The organism is Thiocapsa sp. UBA6158 (assembly GCF_002423035.1).
In the GTDB taxonomy this organism is placed as follows: domain Bacteria; phylum Pseudomonadota; class Gammaproteobacteria; order Chromatiales; family Chromatiaceae; genus Thiocapsa.
On the sequence record NZ_DIUM01000123.1, the window covers coordinates 1 to 18,187 of the forward strand.

Consider the following 18,187-nt stretch of genomic DNA (forward strand, 5'->3'; position numbering starts at 1 on the left):
GGTGATCCTGAAAAGCACTATAATCTCGCTTCGATCTCGTCGACAAACATCATGGAGCTGCCGGTCGTTTTGCCTTCGCCACAGGAACGCGAGGGCATCGCCGCTTTCTTGGATAGCGAGACTATCCGGCTCAATGCCCTCATCGCCGACGCCCAAGAAGCCATCGCTCTCCTCCAAGAACGCCGCACCGCCCTGATCTCCGCCGCCGTCACCGGCAAGATCGACGTGCGCGGCCTGGTGGCCATACCCGAGATCGACCTTGTCCGATCGTGCGGTTGACGGCATGATCCAGGGCACGATTCCTCTTCCGACCAAGACATCCATGGGCACCATTAGCGCCAACGACCTCAAGACCAAGGGCATCGCCGCCATCGAAGCGGCCTTGGCGGGCCAACCCGAGGCGGTCGTCTCGGTGCGAGGCAAGGAACGGTTCGTAGTGATGGACCTCGACCACTACCGCTACCTCCGGGAATGCGAGCTGGAAGCCGCGCTGGCCCAGACCCGGGCGGACCTGACCAGCGGGCGCTTCGTCGAAGAGTCGGCGGATGCGCACCTGCGGCGCATCGCGGCCCCGGCGGAGGGCGATGGGTGAGCTACCGCCTGGTCTTCACGGCGCGCTACGAGAAGATCGAGGCCAAGTTCCTGCGCCGTCACCCGGAGCTGCGGCCCCTCTACGGCAAGGCATTGCGACTGCTGGAGGCCAACCCGCATCACCCGTCGCTGCGCCTGCATCGCCTTGAGGGGCGTCTCCGCGATCTGCACTCGGCCTCCATCAACCTGTCCTATCGCATCACCCTGGAGCTGCTGGTCGAAGACCAACGGATCATTCTGGTCAACGTGGGCGACCACGAGACGGTCTACTGAGCCATGGCCACTCACCACGAAATCGCCTTCGAGGATGACATCTGTGACCACCTGCACGCTCACGGCTGGCTCGACGACGGCCCCCAGGATCACCAGCACTACGATCGCACACGCGCGCTTTATCCCGCCGACCTGATCGCCTGGGTGAAGACGAGCCAGCCCGAGGCATGGGCATCCCTGGAGACGCGCCACGGCGCCGTCGCAGCAGAGACACTGCTCACGCGCGTGCGCGCCGAGATCGACGCCCGCGGCACCCTGGATGTCTTGCGCAACGGTGTCTCGATCCTGGGGGCGAAGAAGCCGATCGTGCTTGCGCAGTTCAAGCCGGCCTTCGGGGTGAATCCAGAGCTTCAGGCCCGCTACGCCGCCAACCGTCTGAGGGTGGTGCGACAACTGCGCTACTCCGTCCACCACGAGAACAGCCTGGACCTGGGGCTGTTCCTGAACGGCATCCCGGTGGCCACCGCGGAACTCAAGACAGACTTCACCCAGTCGGTCGAGGACGCGGTGGACCAGTACCGCTTCGACCGGAACCCCAAGACGAAAGGCCCCGATGGCAGCGGGTCCAAGAGTGAGCCCCTGCTGTCCTTCCCCAACGGCGCCCTGATCCACTTCGCGGTCAGCAACTCCCGCGTGCGCATGACCACCCACCTGGCCGGTCCCGAGAGCCGCTTCCTGCCGTTCGACAGTGGCGACCAGGGTGCTGCGGGCAACCCGGTGAACCCGACCGGCCACCGCACCGCCTATCTCTGGGAGCAGGTCTGGCAGAGGGACTCCTGGCTGGAGATTCTCGGGCGCTATGTCATCGCTCGGCGGAACGCCAAAAAGCAGATCGAGCGGGTCATCTTCCCGCGCTATCACCAGCTCGATGCGACCCGCCAACTGGTCGCCGCCGTCTTGGTCGAGGGCGTGGGCGGGCGCTACCTGATCCAGCACTCGGCCGGCTCGGGCAAGACCAACACCATCGCCTGGACAGCCCATTTCTTCGCGGACCTCCACGATGCGAACGACCACAAGATCTTCGATTCGGTGATCGTGGTCTCCGACCGCACGGTGCTCGATGCACAGCTCCAAGAGGCGATTTTCGACTTCCAGCGCACCACCGGTGTGGTGGCGGTCATCACCAACAACGAGGGCAGTAAGAGCGGCGCCCTGGCGGAGGCACTGGCGGCGGGCAAGAAGATCATCGTCTGCACCATCCAGACCTTCCCCCACGCGCTCGCCGCCGTGCGGGAGCTCGCGGCGACCCAGGGCAAGCGTTTCGCGGTGATCGCCGACGAGGCCCACAGCTCGCAGAGCGGCGAGGCGGCGGCCAAGCTCAAAGAGGTGCTCTCGCCCGAGGAGTTGACCGCGCTGGCCGACGGCGGCGAGGTGAGCAGCGAGGACATCCTGGCCGCACAGATGGCAGCCCGCGCCTGCGACACCGGCATCACCTTCGTGGCCTTGACCGCCACGCCCAAGGCAAAAACGCTCGAGCTCTTCGGCCGTCGGCCGGACCCGAGCACGCCCGCAGGGCAGGACAATCTGCCGGAAGCCTTCCATGTCTACTCCATGCGCCAGGCGATCGAGGAAGGCTTCATCCTCGACGTGCTGCGCAATTACACCCCCTACAGCATGGCGTTCAAGCTCGCCACCGGGGGGAAGGAACTGGACGCGCGTGCGGTCGAGCGCGCTGCGGCCATGCAGGGTCTGATGCGCTGGGTGCGCCTGCACCCCTACAACATTGCCCAAAAGGTCCAGGTGGTGGTGGAGCACTTCCGGTCCGTCGTGGCCCCGCTGCTGGACGGGCAGGCCAAGGCCATGGTGGTACTCGGCAGCCGCGTGGAGGCGGTGCGCTGGCAGATCGCGATGTCCAAGTACATCGCTGAGAAGAGCTATCCCCTGGGGGTGCTGGTGGCCTTCTCCGGGGAGGTGAACGACCCGGAGTCAGGCCCGGATCCCTTCACCGAGCGCGGCAGGGCGCTCAACCCCGGCCTCAACGGCCGCGACATCCGCGACGCCTTCGCCGGCGGCGAGTATCAGTTGCTCCTGGTGGCCAACAAGTTCCAGACGGGGTTCGACCAGCCGCTCCTCTGCGGGATGTACGTGGACAAACGCCTGGCCGGGGTGCAGGCGGTACAGACCCTCTCGCGGCTGAACCGAGCCCATCCGGGCAAGGACACCACCTACGTCCTGGACTTCGTCAACGACCCGGCCGAGGTCTTGGCGGCCTTCAAGCCCTACTACGAAACCGCGGCGCTCTCGGACGTCACGAATCCCGACCTGGTGTTCGATCTGCGCGCCAAGCTCGACGCCGCCGGGCACTACGACGACTACGAGGTTGCGCGCGTGGTCGCGGTCGAGCTCGATCCCAAGGCGACACAGAAGCAACTCAGTGCCGCCGTGGAGCCGGTGGCCGACCGGCTCCTCAAACAGTTCGGCGCGGCCAAGAAGGCGCGGGCAACGGCCAAAGCAAAGCAGGATTCCAAGGCCGAGCAGGCGGCCCGCGAGACCATGGACGCCCTGGTGCTCTTCAAGCGCGACATGGGCACCTACCTGCGGGTCTACACCTTCCTGTCGCAGATCTTCGACTACGGCATCACCGACATCGAGAAGCGGGCAATCTTCTTTCGCCGGCTGCTGCCGCTCTTGGACTTCGGGCGCGAGCGCGAGACGGTCGATCTGTCGAAGGTCCGGCTCACGCACCATGCGCTGCGCGGCAAGTCGCAGCGCAATCTCACCTTGGGTATCGGAGACGGGGACGACCCGGCGGACTATCGGCTCAAGCCGATGAGCGCGACCGGGTCGGGCGAGGTGCAGGACCCCGAGAAGGTCCGGCTGGCGGAGATCATCAAGGCCCTCAACGACCTCTTCGAGGGCGTGCTCACCGACGACGACAAGCTGGTGTACGTCAACGAGGTCCTGAAGACCAAGCTGCTCGAGTCGGGGATCCTGGTGCAGCAGGCGCTGAACAACAGCAAGGAGCAGTTCGCCGCCTCGCCGAATCTGGACGAGGAACTGACCAACGCCATCATCGACGCCCTCGACGCGCATACCGCAATGGGCCAGCAGGCGCTCAATTCCGAGCAGGTGCGCGAGGGGATCAAGCGGGTACTGCTCGGACCCGGACAACTCTGGGAGGCGCTGCGAGTGGTTTGAGGATCAGTCCGGGACGGCGATCCCGAACGCATCCGGGCCGTCGGGTTTGGCTACGCTCGCGCAATCGCCGTCTTCGGCGGGTACAACCGGTTAGCGGGCCTCTCGCACCAGCAGGCGGGCGGCGGCGTAGGGTGGTTTGGTGCCGACGCGCACGGGATGATTGCGCGCATCGATGGCCGCGACGGGGGGAGTAGAGCAAAGTCATCCATCGATGACTTTCCATGACCGCAGCCGACGGTCCTTGCGCGGCTCTTGGCGATGAACTTGGAGCGTAGCGGTAGGAGCCAACGCACATGACCGTCGATGATCTGCGCGTACGGTACCCGAGGTGGTTCGAGGATAGTTCGGAGTGCGAGATCGTGGTTGAGATGTCGCGGATGATAGGCGTGGACCAGCAACGGGTCGCACGTAGCCTCGGGCTCGACGCGCGGGAGTACCGAGCACCCGTCGACTGCCGTCCGGCCCCGGTGCAGATGGCCACGGACCCGGTCGTGTGGGCCTTCGCCGCCGCATTGGTCGCCGTCGTGGTCTTCTACCGCAAGCACAAGAGGTCGATCGTGAGCGCGAACAGAACGATAACCGAAGAGGTTAAGAGCCGACCGTTGTACAAGAAGATCGTCGGGGTCGGCGGGGCGGTCTTTCTCGCCGCGTGCCTGTTTCCGCCGATCGAGCAAGTCTGGCGGTCGGGTAGCGTCAAGCACAGTGGCTTCGAGTTTCTTTTCTCGCTCGGCGACTTACGGTTCAGCACGTCGGCGAGTTATCGGATCGCGTGGTCTGTTCTCGCTGTCGCGTTGGTCGCCATCGTTGTGGTCACGGCTGTTCTTGCCTATGTCTTGAAGAAAGACTGAGGATGCAATCGTTCTCGGCATTGTTGGCGTTGGTGGTGTTGTTGTCGGTTCCGACGGGTGGCTCGATCGCTTCGAGCCCATCCCGGGGTCTTTCGCCTCGGCCCGGGCGATCAATTCGGTGGGTCCGGACACATCGTCTTCTTGCTGAAATGGGTGCGCTCCGGCGCCCGTGCATGCGACTCGGTCAATGCTTGGTGTCTCGGAGCACGGCGCCGAGATCCTGCTCATTGAACCGCCTCAAGTCTTTCGCCAGTGCCGGGGCGCAACGGCGCGCAACCAGCCATCGCAGGGCTACGGCGCTGTCACCGCGACATTGGTCGCCCCCACCGTCGTCCCGTTCGCGTCGAAGCGCAGGAAGAGCCGGTTGTTGGCCGGATCGAAGGGGATGGGCTGACCGTTACCGAACGCCAGAACAGTGTAATAGAGCGTCTGGCCGGCACCGACAGAGCGGTCTAGGTGATTTCCACATACCAACCAGTCGCCTCGGGCGTTCGTCTCGCAGACCTGTAGGTTCAGCGGTAGTCCTCGCCCGTCGTCGTCGGCGCTGACGGTCACCTCGCCGGCACTGCCGATGTTCACCGCAGCCGTGGTGAAGAAGCCGATGCCGGTGTTGCTCGCCAGTTGCACCACTCCGTCGCCGCTCGGGGTCGCGCCGATGGCGAGTAGATCCGGGGGCGCGGTCGCCGCGGCCGAGAGGATGAAGGTATTGAGGCCGGCGTGGCTGGGTGCCGGGGAGGTGTTGGCGCAGTCGAACACCAGCGGGATCTCGGTTGCGGCCATCGCTTGACTCGGTGTGATGCCGAAGACGAAGGCTTGGGTGGTGCCTGGCGGGATATCGACCGGTGTGTCGGCAGTCCCGATCAGGGCGTTCGCGGTATTGGTCGTCTGGTAACTGAAGGTCGCCGGTAGGCCGTGCGGTAGGGCAAGCGAGCAACCGATAGCCGTGAGATTTCCGCTGTTGATGACGCTTGCGAACGCGGTTGCCATGTCGCCGACCGGGATCGCTCGGGCATATGGCAAGATGGCAGCGTTAATCTGCGTGTCTTCGGTAATCCTGGCGAAAGTCGCAGTGCACTGCCGGTCAGCGTCGAGAGTGATCTGCCCGTCCTGGCAGTCGGCATGTCCGCTCCAGCCGTCGAAGCGCGCGCCCGCGCTCGGTGTCGCGGTGAGACTGACCGAGGTGCCGAGCAGATAGTTCGCCGCACAGGCGCCGCCGCAGTATATACCGGCCGGGGTCGAGGTGACGGTCCCGTCGCCCTCACCGGCCTTGGCAACCGTGAGTTGTCTCACGGCGTTAAAGGTGGCGGTACAGGCGCGGTCGCCGTCCATGGTGAGCTGGGCGTCCGAGCAGTCGGCGTCGCCGCCGCAGCCGTCGAAGACGGAATTGCCGTCAGGCGTGCCCGTGAGGGTGGCGGGTGTCTCCAACGGGAAGGCATGGGCGCAGTCAGCGCCGTAGTCGACGCCCTCGGGGTCGCTGCCGTCGTTGAATTCGTAGGCGCCGATGTCGACTAAACCGTTGACGACCCGTGGGTTGTCGTCGAGATCGGTCTCGGGTAGATCAGGCGTGTCGGGGTCTCCGGCGTCGATCATCGGCGAACCGGCACTCAGGTGTAGGTCACCGTTGTCGGCATCGACGAAGAGCGGGTCGACCTGATCGAGGTTGCTGAGATTGATGGTGATCGGGAGCTGGCTGAAAAAACCTCTCGGCTCGTTTTGGTCGAAGCTATTGTGAGAGAACAAAACGGGCACCGCGAGGTAATTTCCATTCGGGTCGTTTGCGACCCAGAGATCGGCGCCCTCATTGCCATTGGCGACGTTGTTCCAAAAGAGGTTATTGTAGAATGCTGTGCTATAAAGAGATTCGTTGCCGCTTAATGAGAGATGAGCGCTGCCGCCATATGCTGCTTCGTTGCCGTGGAAATTGTTATTCGTGAGCGAAAGAAGCGCGTAAGTTGGCTGAGCGTATGAGTTTCTTATATAAATTCCACCGCCATGGCTATTACCTAAACCAGAAGAGCTGGCGGAATTCTGGTGAAAGATATTGTTAATAAGTCTAAAAGTACCGTCGGACACTAGAGAATCTATGTAAGCTCCGCCGCCGTAGGAAGATGAGTAGGCAGAGGATGTATTGTTCTGAATCTGGTTGTTCGTGAGTATCGCGGTGCCGTACAGGCATATCCCTCCGCCTGATGCGGAAGCGGAAGAGGAGGTGACTGTGTTGGCAACGATAAGGCTATCGGTGACGGTTACACGTCCAGTCCGAAGGAGCGTCGCATGGATTCCACCACCGCATCCTGAAGTCCGCAGTCCGTTCCGTAATGTTAAACCCTCGACCGCCAAGTGTGGGGCTACATTCGGCGCCGAGAGCACGAGCACGGTCCCTGCCTGACCACCATCCAACACCGTGTTCGTCGCATCGATCTCGCGACCCGCGCAGCCTGCTGTCCATCCACCCTGCATCGCGAGGGCGTTGGCCTGGGTGGTGGCATAGACGAAGTTGCCCACGTAGGTGCCCTGGACGATCTGGATCTGATCGTCCTCGCCGTTGGAGGATGCAGCGGTGAGGGCCGCCTGTAGGCCTGTCGCGTCAGCGACGCAGAAGACCGCCGCGTTGACCGGGGCACTCAAGGTACAGAGAACGAAGATAGAGACGAGAAGGCTGGGTAAGGTGAAGGGCGATCGGGTCATGCGCGAACTCCTTTAGACTGAGGCAGATCCTCTGTCGAGTAACAGTTGCGGCACGTGCGCGTACTCAGTGTTCGTTGTATCCAATGTGGGCCGATACCGTACACTCTGGGAGGTCGGAAATCCATGCGTTCGTTCTGCTGCGAGGCGTCGTGCAGCGACGTCTGGATCAGACCATGAGGGCATCCTCGATACGCTTGGCGTACTTATCGGTCAGTTTGATGTGGTAACGATCGAGCAGGTAGAAGGTTCCTGATGGAAGCGGGTAGCTGCCGGGCTTGGGCAAGGGGGTGCGCCAGACCTCGAACGTGATCTTGCCCTGGGCTCTCGGGTCGGCGTAGACGGTGCGGGTGTCCCGGTCGTCGATCCAGGCGATCACGTTGCCCTCGGCGATACGCCGGAAACCCAGCGAGGCGAGACGTTCTTCGGCCCAGGCGAGTTGTTCCCGATCGCGCGGCGCGGCACCGCCCTCCTCGATGAGCCGGGGCTCCCCGAAGGCCGAGACGCGGTAGGCGGTCTCGGTGCGGCGACGTTCGGCCAGTGCCTGGCGTTCGCGTTCCCGCAGAGCCGGGATGTAGGCCCAGTGTTCTCGGGCGAGGTTGATTGCGGCCTCCATCACCGAGCGCGGTTGCGCGTTGACCCGGCCCAAGAGATGCCGTTCCAATCCAAGCGGTAGGGTGAAGCCGTCGTGATGGGTGTGCAGGCCGCGTCCTCCGCACAACGGACAGGGTACTGCGGGGCGCGGCCAGGTGTGGGTCTCGGGTTCAGTCGCGTCGAGCGTCCGCTGAATCAGCCACTCGACGGTCTCGGTGACCCAGAGGTCCGCTTCGCGCGGGGTGTTGCAGTCGTCATAGCTCCCGAGGCGCCGAGCGATGTCGTCGGGCATGAGGGAGATCATCGTCAACCGGAAACGACCCGACGATGCGGCGAAGCATGCCGATGTTTCTGCTCGAAAAGCGATGCTCGGCTGAAGGTTGGAGTGGCGTGCAGTCTGACTCATGGCTTCTTTGAGTCCACGCGCCTTGATCTAGATCAAGGATACGCCGCTGGGCTGTCGCCAGACTATCGGGCCCTTGATTGGCCCCAACGATCGATACCGGTCTGTAGGCGCGACAAGGACACCTTAGATCCCGATTCGATTCAGAGGCACCCATGCACTGCAACCAATGCGAACAGACCTTCCATAAGACCGGCTGCGTCACCTCCCCCGGGATGTGCGGCAAGAGCGCCGACGTCCAGTCCCTGCAGGAGATGCTGCTTTACGGTCTCAAGGGGATGGCTGCTTACGCCCACCACGCGCGGCGCTTGGGTAAGTCCGACGAGACGGTGTCCGCCTTCATCGAGGAGGCGCTCTTTGCGACCATGACCAACGTCAACTTCGACGTGAAGAGCTTGCTGGAATACTGTCTTGAATGCGGGCGGATGAATCTGCGGGTGATGCAGATGCTCGACGAAGGTCATGTGGAGGCCTTCGGCAAGCCGGCGCCGACCAAGGTGAAGGAAGGCACGCAGGTGGGGCGCGGGATCCTCGTCACGGGCCATGATCTGGCGGACCTGCGGGATCTGCTCGGACAGGTCGAAGGGTCCGATATCAAGGTCTATACGCATGGCGAGATGCTCCCGGCGCATATGTATCCCTTCTTTCAAAACCATTCGAACCTGGTCGGGCATTACGGCGGTGCCTGGCAGAATCAGAAGCGAGAGTTTGCGGCCTTCCCCGGCCCGGTGGTGGCGACCACCAACTGCGTCCTGATCCCGCGCGAGAGCTACAAGGGGCGGCTCTTCACGACCCGCGGCACGGCTGTGCCCGACGGCCAGTGCATCTCCGACGGCGATTACAGCGCGGTGATCGCCGAGGCATTGCGTTGCGAGCCCTGCGAGGAGCAGATCACGGGCGAGTCGACCGTCGGTTTCCACCGCACGGTACTGCTGGATCACGCGCAGACGATCGTCGACGCGGTCAAGGCCGGGCAGATCAGCCGCTTCTTCGTCATCGGCGGCTGCGACGGAGCGGATCCGGGTCGCAACTATTTCAGCGACTATGCGCAGGGTACGCCGGATGATTCATTCATCCTGACCTTGGGCTGCGGCAAGTATCGGATCCGCGACCATGAGTACGGAGAGCATCTGGGCTTCCCGCGCCTGATGGACATGGGGCAATGCAATGATGCCTACGGCGCCATCGCGGTGGCATCCGCCTTGGCCGAGGCCTTCGACTGCAGCGTCAACGAGTTGCCGCTGACCCTGGTCATCAGTTGGTTCGAGCAGAAGGCCGTCGCCGTTCTGCTGACCTTGCTGAGCCTCGGGGTGAAGGGGATCACGCTGGGCCCGAACGCGCCGGCCTTCGTCTCGCCGAACGTCTTCGCGATCCTGCAGGAGCGGTTCGATCTGCGTTTGAGCGGGAATGATGCCGAAGGGGACCTGCGGCTTGCCATGACCGCCTGAAACGCGACACGTCGGCGTAGGGGATCGCTGCGCTCGATCCGGAGGGGCGGCGATTTCCGGGGTTCGACCTCCCGCGGGCTGATTCCTGAAAGGTCCGGGCGATAAGGTCAGGGCGACTGAAGTCGCCCCGACCTGGTTGTTGCTTTTCCGGAAACGGCTTAGACGCAGCCGGTCGGTTTGGGCAGTCCACCCCACTTGCAGATCAACTTCATGGGTCCTTTTCTGAAGATGTCGTAGAGGTCTTTGGTCGAGACCTTCTGCTTCTTGGCGAAGATGCGGATGGGCGGCACGACGCCGTCGGCTTCGTACATGGCTCGCGCTTCGCGGATGAAGCCCATGACCTGATCGGTCATCTCGAAGTCGTCAGCCTTGGCAAGCTCGACGGCGACCTCCTCGCTCCAGTCGTCGCGGTTGAGGAGAAAACCTTCGTTGTCCAGGGGAACGCTCAGTGCTTCGGTCATGGGTACGGCTCCGGGATTGTGACTTGCCAGGATCGGGAAATTGTGGCGACGCGTGCCGATTCAAGTCGTTATGTGACTTGCCGCGTCCCCTCGTCAGCTCGCCCGGCCCGCTTGGATCGCATCCAGCACGCCGTCCCAGAACCGAATGCGGGCGCAGATTGCCTCTTCGGCGGCGGTTTCGGCCTCGTCGATCCGTTTCGGGTCATCGCCGCAGAGCTGCTCGAGGAGTTTCATCGACAGGGGGCCGTGGAAGTCTTCGTCGAGATGGACATGGCGGTTGAGGTAGTAGTGGAAGACGGGCGCCTGTGCCTCGGTGATCCGCATGTGTTCCAGAAACTGCCTGAACATGCCCGGGATCAGTTTTTCGCGCCCGAGTGCCAGTGCGGCTGCGACCAGATGCGGCTTGTCCTCGCGGATGAAGCAGAAGGTGGTCTCGGAAAAATAGCGCGACGGAAGCGGAACCATCGACGCGTAAAGGGCCTTGTCGACACCCTGCTCGGTGACCAGATCGAGGAAGCGCCTCGGCATCTCGCCGTCGGCGCCGATCTCGTTCATGGCGCGACAGTACAGCTCGAAATGGCTGGCGTGCTCGACCCCGCCGTCGGGGAGCGGCAGGCTGTCGGATTCCTCTTCGAGGACCAGTTGGTTGATGAAATAGCGCACACCCGCGTCACCGTGCGGCATCCAGGGCACCGTGACCGGTGCGACCCGTGCTTGGAGGTACTTGATCAAGGACATGAAGTCCCAGACCGAGAAGACGTGGTGGCTCATGAAGACCTGAAGGTCCTCGATACGCTCGATGGCGCCGTAGATCGGATGAGCGTTGAGCTGTTCCTGCAGGGGTCGGATGTGGTCCAGGTTCAGTGATGCCATGAGTCCCGTCCTCGTTATTTCAGTATTTCAGTTGACACTGAATCGACAATATAAGGCGTTCGTGAGAAAAATCTCCAGTATGAGGCGTGTGGTGCCTGATCGATGTCATCGCGTGCGCTGAATCTTCCGATTAGCCTGGCCTCTTGCAGGGATGCGATCCGGGCAAGGGGTGTTGCGATGGAGGCGGGCAGGATGAGGGCTGATCGGGTCGGACGGTTTTCTCGACGATGACGGGATCCGCTTACGCGCTCGCATTCGCCGTCGGGCTGCTCAGTGCCATGCACTGTATCGGCATGTGTGGCGGGATTACCGGTGCCTTGAGCTACTCGCTGCCGCCCGAGACGCGCAACGATCGCAAACGGCTCGGTCTGTTCGTGCTGGCCTTCAACCTGGGGCGGATCGCCAGCTATGCCGCGGCCGGGGCGGTTTGGGGCGGGTTCGGTGCGGCGCTGCTCGGCTTGGGCGCATCTCCTTGGCTCTTCGAGGGCGTGCGCTGGCTGGCCGCCGGCATCATGATCGGCATCGGGCTTTATATCGGGGGTTGGTTTCCGCGATTCACGACAATCGAGCGCGTCGGTGTCCCCCTTTGGCGGCGACTGGAGCCGCTCGGCCGACGCCTCTTGCCTGTGACGACATTGCCGCGCTCCGTCCTGTTCGGCATGGTTTGGGGGTGGTTGCCTTGCGGCCTGGTCTACAGCATGCTTCTGAGCACGCCTGCACAAGGCGGCGTTCTGGCCGGGGCGCTCTACATGACCCTGTTCGGCGCGGGCACGCTGCCGATCTTGGCGCTGGGCGGTGTCTTTGCCGGGCAGCTCTTTCGGCTCGGGCAGGACCGACGCTTTCAGGCTATCGCAGGCCTCGGCGTGATCCTGCTCGGACTCTTGACCCTGACCGCGACCCTGGATGTGACCTAAACCGCGCCCATCGCGGTACACGATGTTTTTTGGTGATCGACCCCGGCAGACTTGACGACCGTTGGAGTGGGCGCGATTTAAAAGATTAAATGATATGAAATTTTAAACCGCGTCTAGGCTAAGGGTCGTGGATGTACCCGGGGTCGAACTCACTCGACAATGAGCATCTCGCTCTGGACGCGGTTTAGAATCGGAACGGAAAAACCGGATGTGCCCGAGACCGATGAGAGCGCCCCGAGCGCGTTCGGGCCCACACGAGAACAACTCAAGCGATTTCGGACGTGGTTTCATGACGACACTGATTGGCCGCTCCCCCGCCTTTACCCGACTCCGCAATGCCCTGTCGATGGTTGCCGCGACTGACGTGGGTGTCTTGTTGCTGGGTGAGCCCGGCACCGGAAAAGAGACGCTTGCGCGCGAGATCCATGCGAGCAGCACCCGTCGAGATGGCCGATTCGGCGTGCTTGCCTGCACGGGAGCGCCGCCCGACGCGCTCGATCGGTGCGTGTCGACGTTTTCGCAGAACGCTCCGGGAACACTCTTTCTGGACGAGGTCGGTGAGCTGAATGCGGCGGATCAGGCGCGACTGCTGCACCTCATCGTCGAGCAGGACGCCGCCCGCGACAGGTCTCCTTCCGGATCCGGGTTGCGGATCATCGCGGCCTCGGCCTTGGATCTGGATCGTCTGGTCCAGCACGGCGCGTTTCGGCGCGATCTGTATCTGCGCCTCTGCGTCGTTCCCCTGGAGGTGCCGCCGTTGCGGGAGCGGGTGCTCGATATCCCGGCGCTGACGCAGCACTTCATCGCGACGGCTGCGGCCCGACATCGTCTCGACCCGCCGCGGCTGAAGTCAGGTGCGGAGCGCCTGCTGCGCCGCTACACCTGGCCGGGCAATCTGCGCGAGCTTGCCAACCTATGCGAGCGTTTGGTGATCCTCCTGCCGGGCACCGAGGTGGGTCCCGAGAACCTGCCCGGCGAGGTGGTGCGGGGGACACCGCAGTCGGAGACGGACATCGGCTTCTCGCTCCCGCCGCACGGGATCGATCTCAACGACCTCGAGGCGGAGCTGATCCGCCAAGCCCTTTCGCTGGCCGGCGGGAACAAGAGCCGGGCCGCACGCCTGCTCGGGCTGACTCGGGATACGCTGTTGTATCGGCTCCAAAAACACTTGATCGCCGGCTAAACCGCGTCGCGGACTTGTCCGGCGATGTTGCGATTTGGCGAGACGGTTTGAGCGGTCCCCGGCAGTCGGCGCCGGACGCGGTTTAGGAGATAGAACAATAGAAAAATTCGATTCCTGAGCCGCGTCTCCTCCGGCGATGCTGGAGCGTGCCTCGGCGAGAGACGGCTCGAAAGGATGCATGTACCGCCGACGCGGCTCAGCGCGGTTCAGCAGGGTTTAATGGAGTCTCTGGCCGCTGCACCATTTGTCGAAATAACGCTGCATCACCTCGCGGACGTGCGGCGGATAATCCAGAGCGTCCTGTTGCCCCATGCACTCGCGGAAGAAAGTGGGGGCGTGATCGGGCAATTGCTCCCCGATGGCGTTGAATGCCTCTTCCATCAGGAGGGGCTCATGACTGCGCGTGGCGACGATCCCGCGGTTGATCAGGAGGACGAGCCAGGGGTCGGTCGGGTCGGTCGGGTCCATCCCTTGGATGCGATCCGCGCCGATGCCCTCTGCAATCTCCCCCATCAGGCCATAGAGCTCGGCCAGCTCATCGGGCTCTTTTAATTGGTTTGCGAGGCTGGCCAAGGCATTGACCACCTCCTCCGGGTGTTGCAGCTCGCAGCCCCGGCGCAGCATCCAGCACGCGAAAGGCACGGCGAGGACCTCGATGGCTTGCGCCTGCAACTCGAGATTCAGGCGACGCGCGACCTCGGCGATCTGACGCAGCAGGCCGAGTCCATGGTCGATCAGTGCGTCGGGCTCAGCGCCGGTTGCCGTGCGCAACGCCTGCGTGGATTCGCCGCGCGATTCGGCCTCGCTCGCACGGACGGTGTCGAGCAACTGTGCAAGTCCGCTCAGCGGCACCTGTGGTGCGGGCTCGACCGTCTGCTCCGAGTCGTCGTAGGCGCGCTGGATCTCGTCGCCGAGTCGCGAGAGCTCTTCCGCGATATCGCTGAGGTCGACCTTCGGGAGCATGGGCTGATCATCCTGGGAACATGAAATCACCGAGGCCGGATCAACCGATCCGACCTGCGTTCTGAAGCGGCGCGGCGTCGCGTCGTTGCAAGCGGACTCCGACCCCCATACCTGGAAATATAGCAAGCACGACCATCCCCGTCTCGCGCGCGGTCTCTCGTCGGCCCGAGGCATGCCTTCGAGTGATCAGTTAGACTAGAGCCATGATAAAGAGCCCCGATCTTCACAGTCACTCGACGGCCTCCGACGGCACGCTGGCCCCCGCCGCGCTGATGCAGCGCGCCTGTGCGTCCGGTGTGCGGGTCATCGCCCTTACCGATCACGATACCACCGAGGGCTTGGCCGAGGCGCGAGTCGCGGCCGACGCACTCGACCTTCGGCTCATCCCCGGGGTGGAGATCTCGGTGACCTGGGGCGGCCGCACCGTCCACATGGTCGGGCTCAACATCGACCCCGAGAATGTCGCGCTTCAGACCGGTCTGAGCCGTCTGCTCGCCTATCGCGGTTGGCGTGCCGAGGAGATCGGGCGCCGTCTGGCCAAGCAGGGTATCGAGGGCGCTTATGACGGCGCGAAGGCATTCTCGAACGGGCGTCTGATCGGACGCACCCATTTCGCCCGCTTCCTGGTCGCGCAGGGCCATGCGCTCGACCTTCGGGATGTCTTCAACCGCTTTCTGGTCAACGGCAAGCCGGGTCATGTCAGCGGCGAATGGGCGACGCTCGAGGAGGCGACCCGTTGGGTCACGGGTGCCGGCGGTCAGGCCGTCATTGCGCATCCGGCGCGCTACAAGCTCACCCGCACCCGTCTGCTGAAGCTGCTCGGTGAGTTTCGCGAGAGCGGCGGTGTGGGTCTGGAAGTGGTCTCCGGAAGCCACAGCCGCGACGAGGTCTTCAATTTCGCTTGCCTTGCACGCGACCAGCGCATGCTGGCCTCGGCCGGTTCCGACTATCACGGCCCCGAAAACCCTTGGATCGATCTCGGGCGTCTGCCCGCGCTGCCGCCCGCCTGTACGGCGATCTGGCACGACTGGACCGAGCTCGACGAAGAGCCGAGTCTCCGTCGAGTCGCTGTCGGTTGATCTCGGGCCATGGCGCAGTTTTTTCAGATCCATCCCGCGAACCCGCAGACGCGCCTGATCCGTCGCTCGGTGGAGATCCTGTTGGAGGGTGGCGTCATCCTCTACCCGACAGACTCCTCCTATGCGCTCGGCTGTCAGATCGGCGAGAAGTCCGCCATGGAGCGGATTCGCCGCATCCGCAAACTGGATGATAAACACAACTTCACCCTGGTCTGCCGCGACCTCTCCGAGATCACGACCTACGCCAAGATCGACAACCAGGCCTTTCGGTTGCTCAAGAGTCTGACCCCGGGACCCTACACCTTCATCCACGAGGCGACCAAGCAGGTCCCGCGGCGGTTGCTTCACCCCAAGCGCAAGACGATCGGCATCCGGGTGCCCGACAACGAGATCTGTCGCGCACTGCTCGGCGAGCTCGACCAGCCGATCCTGAGCAGCACGCTGCTCATGCCGGGCGCCGATCGACCCCTGACCGATCCCGAGGAGATGCGCGAGCTGCTCGACAAGCAGGTCGATCTCATCATCGACGGGGGGTTCTGCGGGCTCGAGCCCACGACCGTGGTCGATATGACCGCGGAACCGCCGAGCCTCATGCGTCTCGGCAAGGGCGATGCGACCCTCTTCGAGGAATGACCCGCGGCAGCGGCGCGCGGTGGGTATAATGCCGCGATGGAAGCCCTGAACCCCTACCAATTACTGGCCGTCCTCGCCATCCCGGTGCTGTTCGCGATCACGGTGCACGAGGCCGCGCACGGCTGGGTCGCGAGCAAGCTCGGCGATCGGACCGCCTTGATGCTCGGGCGCGTGACCTTCAATCCGATCAAGCATATCGATCCGATCGGGACCATCGTCGTCCCGCTTGCCACCTTCTTTCTGGTGGGATTTCTGTTCGGCTGGGCAAAACCCGTACCGGTGAACTGGCGCAACCTGCATCATCCCCGCCGCGACATGGCCTTGGTGGCGGTTGCGGGTCCGGGTGCAAACCTGCTGATGGCGCTCTTCTGGAGCGGGATGATTAAGCTGGGTGTGCTGTTGCTGTCGGTCAGCGAATGGATTGCCTTGCCGCTCGTCTACATGGGCGCCGCCGGAATCCTGATCAACGTGTTTCTGATGGTTCTGAATCTGATCCCGCTCCTGCCGCTCGATGGCGGGCGGGTGCTCAACGCCGTGCTTCCGCCGAAGGTGGCCGTACACTTCTCGCGACTGGAACCCTTCGGTCTCATCATCCTGCTGGCGCTGCTGATTACCGGGCTCTTGGGTGCGGTCCTGCTTCCGATCGTGATCGGCACCGTGGGCCTGCTCCCCGGCTCGGCGATCGTGAGAGAGCTCTTCTTCGTCTGATTACGAGGCTGCCATACCTTGACTTCCGTTTCCGCACACCACTCGCGCGTCCTCTCCGGGATGCGTCCTACGGGCCGTCTCCATCTGGGGCACTATCACGGTGTCCTGAAGAACTGGTTGGAGCTGCAGCACGAGTATGAGTGTTTCTTCTTCGTCGCCGACTGGCATGCCTTGACGACGCACTACGAGGATCCCTCGATCATCCCGACGAGCACCCGCGAGATGGTGATCGACTGGTTGGCGGCCGGGATCAATCCGGGCTCGGCAACACTCTTCATCCAGTCGCGCGTGCCCGAGCACGCCGAGCTGCATCTGCTGCTCTCCATGATCACGCCCTTGGGTTGGCTCGAGCGAGTGCCGAGCTACAAGGACCAGCAGGAGAAGCTCAAGGAGCGCGATCTTGCGACCTACGGTTTTCTCGGTTATCCGCTGCTCCAGAGCGCGGACATCCTCATGTACAAGGCCGGCCAGGTCCCGGTCGGCGAGGACCAGGTCGCCCATGTCGAGCTGACGCGCGAGGTCGCGCGGCGTTTCAATCACATCTACGGTCGCGAGTCCGGCTTCGAGGAGAAGGCGGAAGAGGCCAAGCGCAAGATGGGCAAGAAGAACGCCAAGCTCTTCGATCGGCTGCGGCGCAGCTATCAGGAGCAGGGCGATCAGGAGGCGTTGAGTGTCGCTCATGCGCTGCTGGAAGGACAGCCCAACATCACACTGGCCGATCGCGAACGGCTGCTCGGCTATCTGGAAGGCGGCGGGCGCGTCATCCTGCCCGAGCCGATGCCGCTGCTGACCAAGGCGTCCAAGATGCCGGGTCTGGACGGGCAGAAAATGTCCAAGTCCTACGGCAACACCATCGCCCTGCGCGAGGAGCCTGCCGATGTCGAGAAGGCGATGCGGACCATGCCGACCGACCCGGCGCGGGTGCGCCGGACCGATCCGGGTGATCCGGAGAAGTGTCCGGTCTGGCAGTTCCATCTGGTCTATTCGAACGATCAGGTGCGCGATTGGGTGCAGCAGGGATGTCGCTCCGCCGGCATCGGCTGTCTGGAATGCAAGCAGCCGGTGATCGACGGGGTGCTCGCCGAGCTGATGCCGATGCAGCAACGCGCCCGGGAGTATGCCGCTCAGCCGGAGCTGCTGCGCAACGTCATCAACGAGGGCTGCGAGCGAGCACGCGATGTCGCGCACGAGACGCTCGAAGAGGTTCGACACGCGATGTCGTTGGTCATGAGCTAAACCGCGCTTGGCGTTCAGGCGTTGGCTCAGGATGCGTGCGGTGTCGCAGCCCTAGATTGGCGACGGTAGGGCGCGGTTTAGGGGATTTCAGGGAAAGGCGCCATCGGCGTGTCGGTGCGAATGTATTCGCATACAACGCCATTCAGGTCTTTCGGCA

At 63.5% G+C, this 18,187-nt stretch carries 16 protein-coding genes and 1 pseudogene; 12 read left to right on the forward strand and 5 right to left on the reverse strand.

The window, feature by feature from the left end:
- The 5 genes and pseudogenes from B4N44_RS16645 to B4N44_RS16665 all read left to right on the forward strand — a co-directional run.
- Positions 1-279 (forward strand): annotated as a pseudogene (locus B4N44_RS16645) (hypothetical protein); the annotation flags it as partial.
- Positions 260-592 (forward strand): hypothetical protein, encoded by a 333-nt coding sequence (locus B4N44_RS16650; protein ID WP_296703155.1) that lies wholly within the window; start codon positions 260-262, stop codon positions 590-592. The pseudogene B4N44_RS16645 and the gene B4N44_RS16650, both read left to right, overlap by 20 nt.
- Positions 589-864: a type II toxin-antitoxin system YafQ family toxin gene (locus B4N44_RS16655; protein WP_296703158.1), complete on the forward strand. Its 276-nt coding sequence runs from the start codon at positions 589-591 to the stop codon at positions 862-864. The genes B4N44_RS16650 and B4N44_RS16655 overlap by 4 nt, the downstream gene beginning before the upstream one ends.
- Before the next feature lie 3 nt (positions 865-867).
- The gene (locus tag B4N44_RS16660; RefSeq protein ID WP_296703160.1) at positions 868-4,002 is read left to right on the forward strand and encodes a type I restriction endonuclease subunit R; all 3,135 of its coding nucleotides are present in this window, start codon (positions 868-870) and stop codon (positions 4,000-4,002) included.
- A gap of 293 nt (positions 4,003-4,295) precedes the next feature.
- The gene (locus B4N44_RS16665) at positions 4,296-4,850 is read left to right on the forward strand and encodes a hypothetical protein (RefSeq protein ID WP_296703162.1); all 555 of its coding nucleotides are present in this window, start codon (positions 4,296-4,298) and stop codon (positions 4,848-4,850) included.
- Positions 4,851-5,141: 291 nt separating this feature from the next.
- Here B4N44_RS16665 and B4N44_RS16670 read toward each other — a convergent pair whose 3' ends face one another.
- Entirely contained in the window at positions 5,142-7,538 is a 2,397-nt protein-coding gene (locus B4N44_RS16670) for an InlB B-repeat-containing protein (RefSeq protein ID WP_296703164.1), read from the reverse strand.
- Positions 7,539-7,704: 166 nt separating this feature from the next.
- The gene (locus B4N44_RS16675; RefSeq protein ID WP_296703166.1) at positions 7,705-8,421 is read right to left on the reverse strand and encodes a hypothetical protein; all 717 of its coding nucleotides are present in this window, start codon (positions 8,419-8,421) and stop codon (positions 7,705-7,707) included.
- Between the two features lie 266 nt (positions 8,422-8,687).
- Here B4N44_RS16675 and hcp point away from each other — a divergent pair, with 266 nt between their 5' ends.
- Positions 8,688-9,980, forward strand: coding sequence for a hydroxylamine reductase (hcp, locus tag B4N44_RS16680; RefSeq protein WP_296703169.1), 1,293 nt, complete (start codon positions 8,688-8,690; stop codon positions 9,978-9,980).
- Positions 9,981-10,138: 158 nt separating this feature from the next.
- On the opposite strand, the gene B4N44_RS16685 is transcribed toward hcp, so the two are convergent.
- Both B4N44_RS16685 and B4N44_RS16690 read right to left on the reverse strand, forming a co-directional pair.
- Positions 10,139-10,441: a TusE/DsrC/DsvC family sulfur relay protein gene (locus B4N44_RS16685; RefSeq protein WP_296703172.1), complete on the reverse strand. Its 303-nt coding sequence runs from the start codon at positions 10,439-10,441 to the stop codon at positions 10,139-10,141.
- 93 nt (positions 10,442-10,534) lie between these two features.
- The gene (locus B4N44_RS16690) at positions 10,535-11,314 is read right to left on the reverse strand and encodes a DUF3050 domain-containing protein (protein ID WP_296703175.1); all 780 of its coding nucleotides are present in this window, start codon (positions 11,312-11,314) and stop codon (positions 10,535-10,537) included.
- A gap of 227 nt (positions 11,315-11,541) precedes the next feature.
- Between B4N44_RS16690 and B4N44_RS16695 the strand changes: the two genes are divergently transcribed.
- Positions 11,542-12,228 (forward strand): sulfite exporter TauE/SafE family protein, encoded by a 687-nt coding sequence (locus B4N44_RS16695; protein ID WP_296703176.1) that lies wholly within the window; start codon positions 11,542-11,544, stop codon positions 12,226-12,228.
- A gap of 289 nt (positions 12,229-12,517) precedes the next feature.
- Positions 12,518-13,411 (forward strand): sigma 54-interacting transcriptional regulator, encoded by an 894-nt coding sequence (locus B4N44_RS16700; RefSeq protein ID WP_296703178.1) that lies wholly within the window; start codon positions 12,518-12,520, stop codon positions 13,409-13,411.
- A gap of 216 nt (positions 13,412-13,627) precedes the next feature.
- Here the strand turns inward: B4N44_RS16700 and B4N44_RS16705 are convergent, their stop codons facing one another.
- Entirely contained in the window at positions 13,628-14,374 is a 747-nt protein-coding gene (locus tag B4N44_RS16705; protein ID WP_296703180.1) for a hypothetical protein, read from the reverse strand.
- 203 nt (positions 14,375-14,577) lie between these two features.
- Between B4N44_RS16705 and B4N44_RS16710 the strand changes: the two genes are divergently transcribed.
- Genes B4N44_RS16710 through B4N44_RS16725 form a run of 4 tightly spaced genes read left to right on the forward strand, consistent with a single transcriptional unit; the run spans position 14,578 to position 18,030 of the window.
- Positions 14,578-15,453 (forward strand): PHP domain-containing protein, encoded by an 876-nt coding sequence (locus tag B4N44_RS16710; protein ID WP_296703183.1) that lies wholly within the window; start codon positions 14,578-14,580, stop codon positions 15,451-15,453.
- Between the two features lie 9 nt (positions 15,454-15,462).
- Positions 15,463-16,086 carry an L-threonylcarbamoyladenylate synthase gene (locus tag B4N44_RS16715; RefSeq protein ID WP_296703187.1) on the forward strand — a complete coding sequence of 208 codons (624 nt, stop codon included), beginning with the start codon at positions 15,463-15,465 and terminating at the stop codon, positions 16,084-16,086.
- A 36-nt stretch (positions 16,087-16,122) separates the two neighbouring features.
- Entirely contained in the window at positions 16,123-16,794 is a 672-nt protein-coding gene (locus B4N44_RS16720; RefSeq protein WP_296703190.1) for a site-2 protease family protein, read from the forward strand.
- An 18-nt stretch (positions 16,795-16,812) separates the two neighbouring features.
- Complete coding sequence (locus B4N44_RS16725) at positions 16,813-18,030, forward strand: tryptophan--tRNA ligase (protein ID WP_296703193.1); 1,218 nt, start codon at positions 16,813-16,815, stop codon at positions 18,028-18,030.
- The last annotated feature ends 157 nt before the right edge of the window (positions 18,031-18,187 follow it).

What these genes read in the sequence shown, in the direction of transcription:
- B4N44_RS16660 (WP_296703160.1), top strand. Translation starts at nt 868, where the DNA reads ATGGCCACTCACCACGAAATCGCCTTCGAGGATGACATCTGTGACCAC.
- B4N44_RS16665 (WP_296703162.1), top strand. Translation starts at nt 4,296, where the DNA reads ATGACCGTCGATGATCTGCGCGTACGGTACCCGAGGTGGTTCGAGGAT.
- B4N44_RS16670 (WP_296703164.1), bottom strand. Translation starts at nt 7,538, where the DNA reads ATGACCCGATCGCCCTTCACCTTACCCAGCCTTCTCGTCTCTATCTTC.
- B4N44_RS16675 (WP_296703166.1), bottom strand. Translation starts at nt 8,421, where the DNA reads ATGCCCGACGACATCGCTCGGCGCCTCGGGAGCTATGACGACTGCAAC.
- hcp (WP_296703169.1), top strand. Translation starts at nt 8,688, where the DNA reads ATGCACTGCAACCAATGCGAACAGACCTTCCATAAGACCGGCTGCGTC.
- B4N44_RS16685 (WP_296703172.1), bottom strand. Translation starts at nt 10,441, where the DNA reads ATGACCGAAGCACTGAGCGTTCCCCTGGACAACGAAGGTTTTCTCCTC.
- B4N44_RS16690 (WP_296703175.1), bottom strand. Translation starts at nt 11,314, where the DNA reads ATGGCATCACTGAACCTGGACCACATCCGACCCCTGCAGGAACAGCTC.
- B4N44_RS16695 (WP_296703176.1), top strand. Translation starts at nt 11,542, where the DNA reads ATGACGGGATCCGCTTACGCGCTCGCATTCGCCGTCGGGCTGCTCAGT.
- B4N44_RS16700 (WP_296703178.1), top strand. Translation starts at nt 12,518, where the DNA reads ATGACGACACTGATTGGCCGCTCCCCCGCCTTTACCCGACTCCGCAAT.
- B4N44_RS16705 (WP_296703180.1), bottom strand. Translation starts at nt 14,374, where the DNA reads ATGCTCCCGAAGGTCGACCTCAGCGATATCGCGGAAGAGCTCTCGCGA.
- B4N44_RS16710 (WP_296703183.1), top strand. Translation starts at nt 14,578, where the DNA reads ATGATAAAGAGCCCCGATCTTCACAGTCACTCGACGGCCTCCGACGGC.
- B4N44_RS16715 (WP_296703187.1), top strand. Translation starts at nt 15,463, where the DNA reads ATGGCGCAGTTTTTTCAGATCCATCCCGCGAACCCGCAGACGCGCCTG.
- B4N44_RS16720 (WP_296703190.1), top strand. Translation starts at nt 16,123, where the DNA reads ATGGAAGCCCTGAACCCCTACCAATTACTGGCCGTCCTCGCCATCCCG.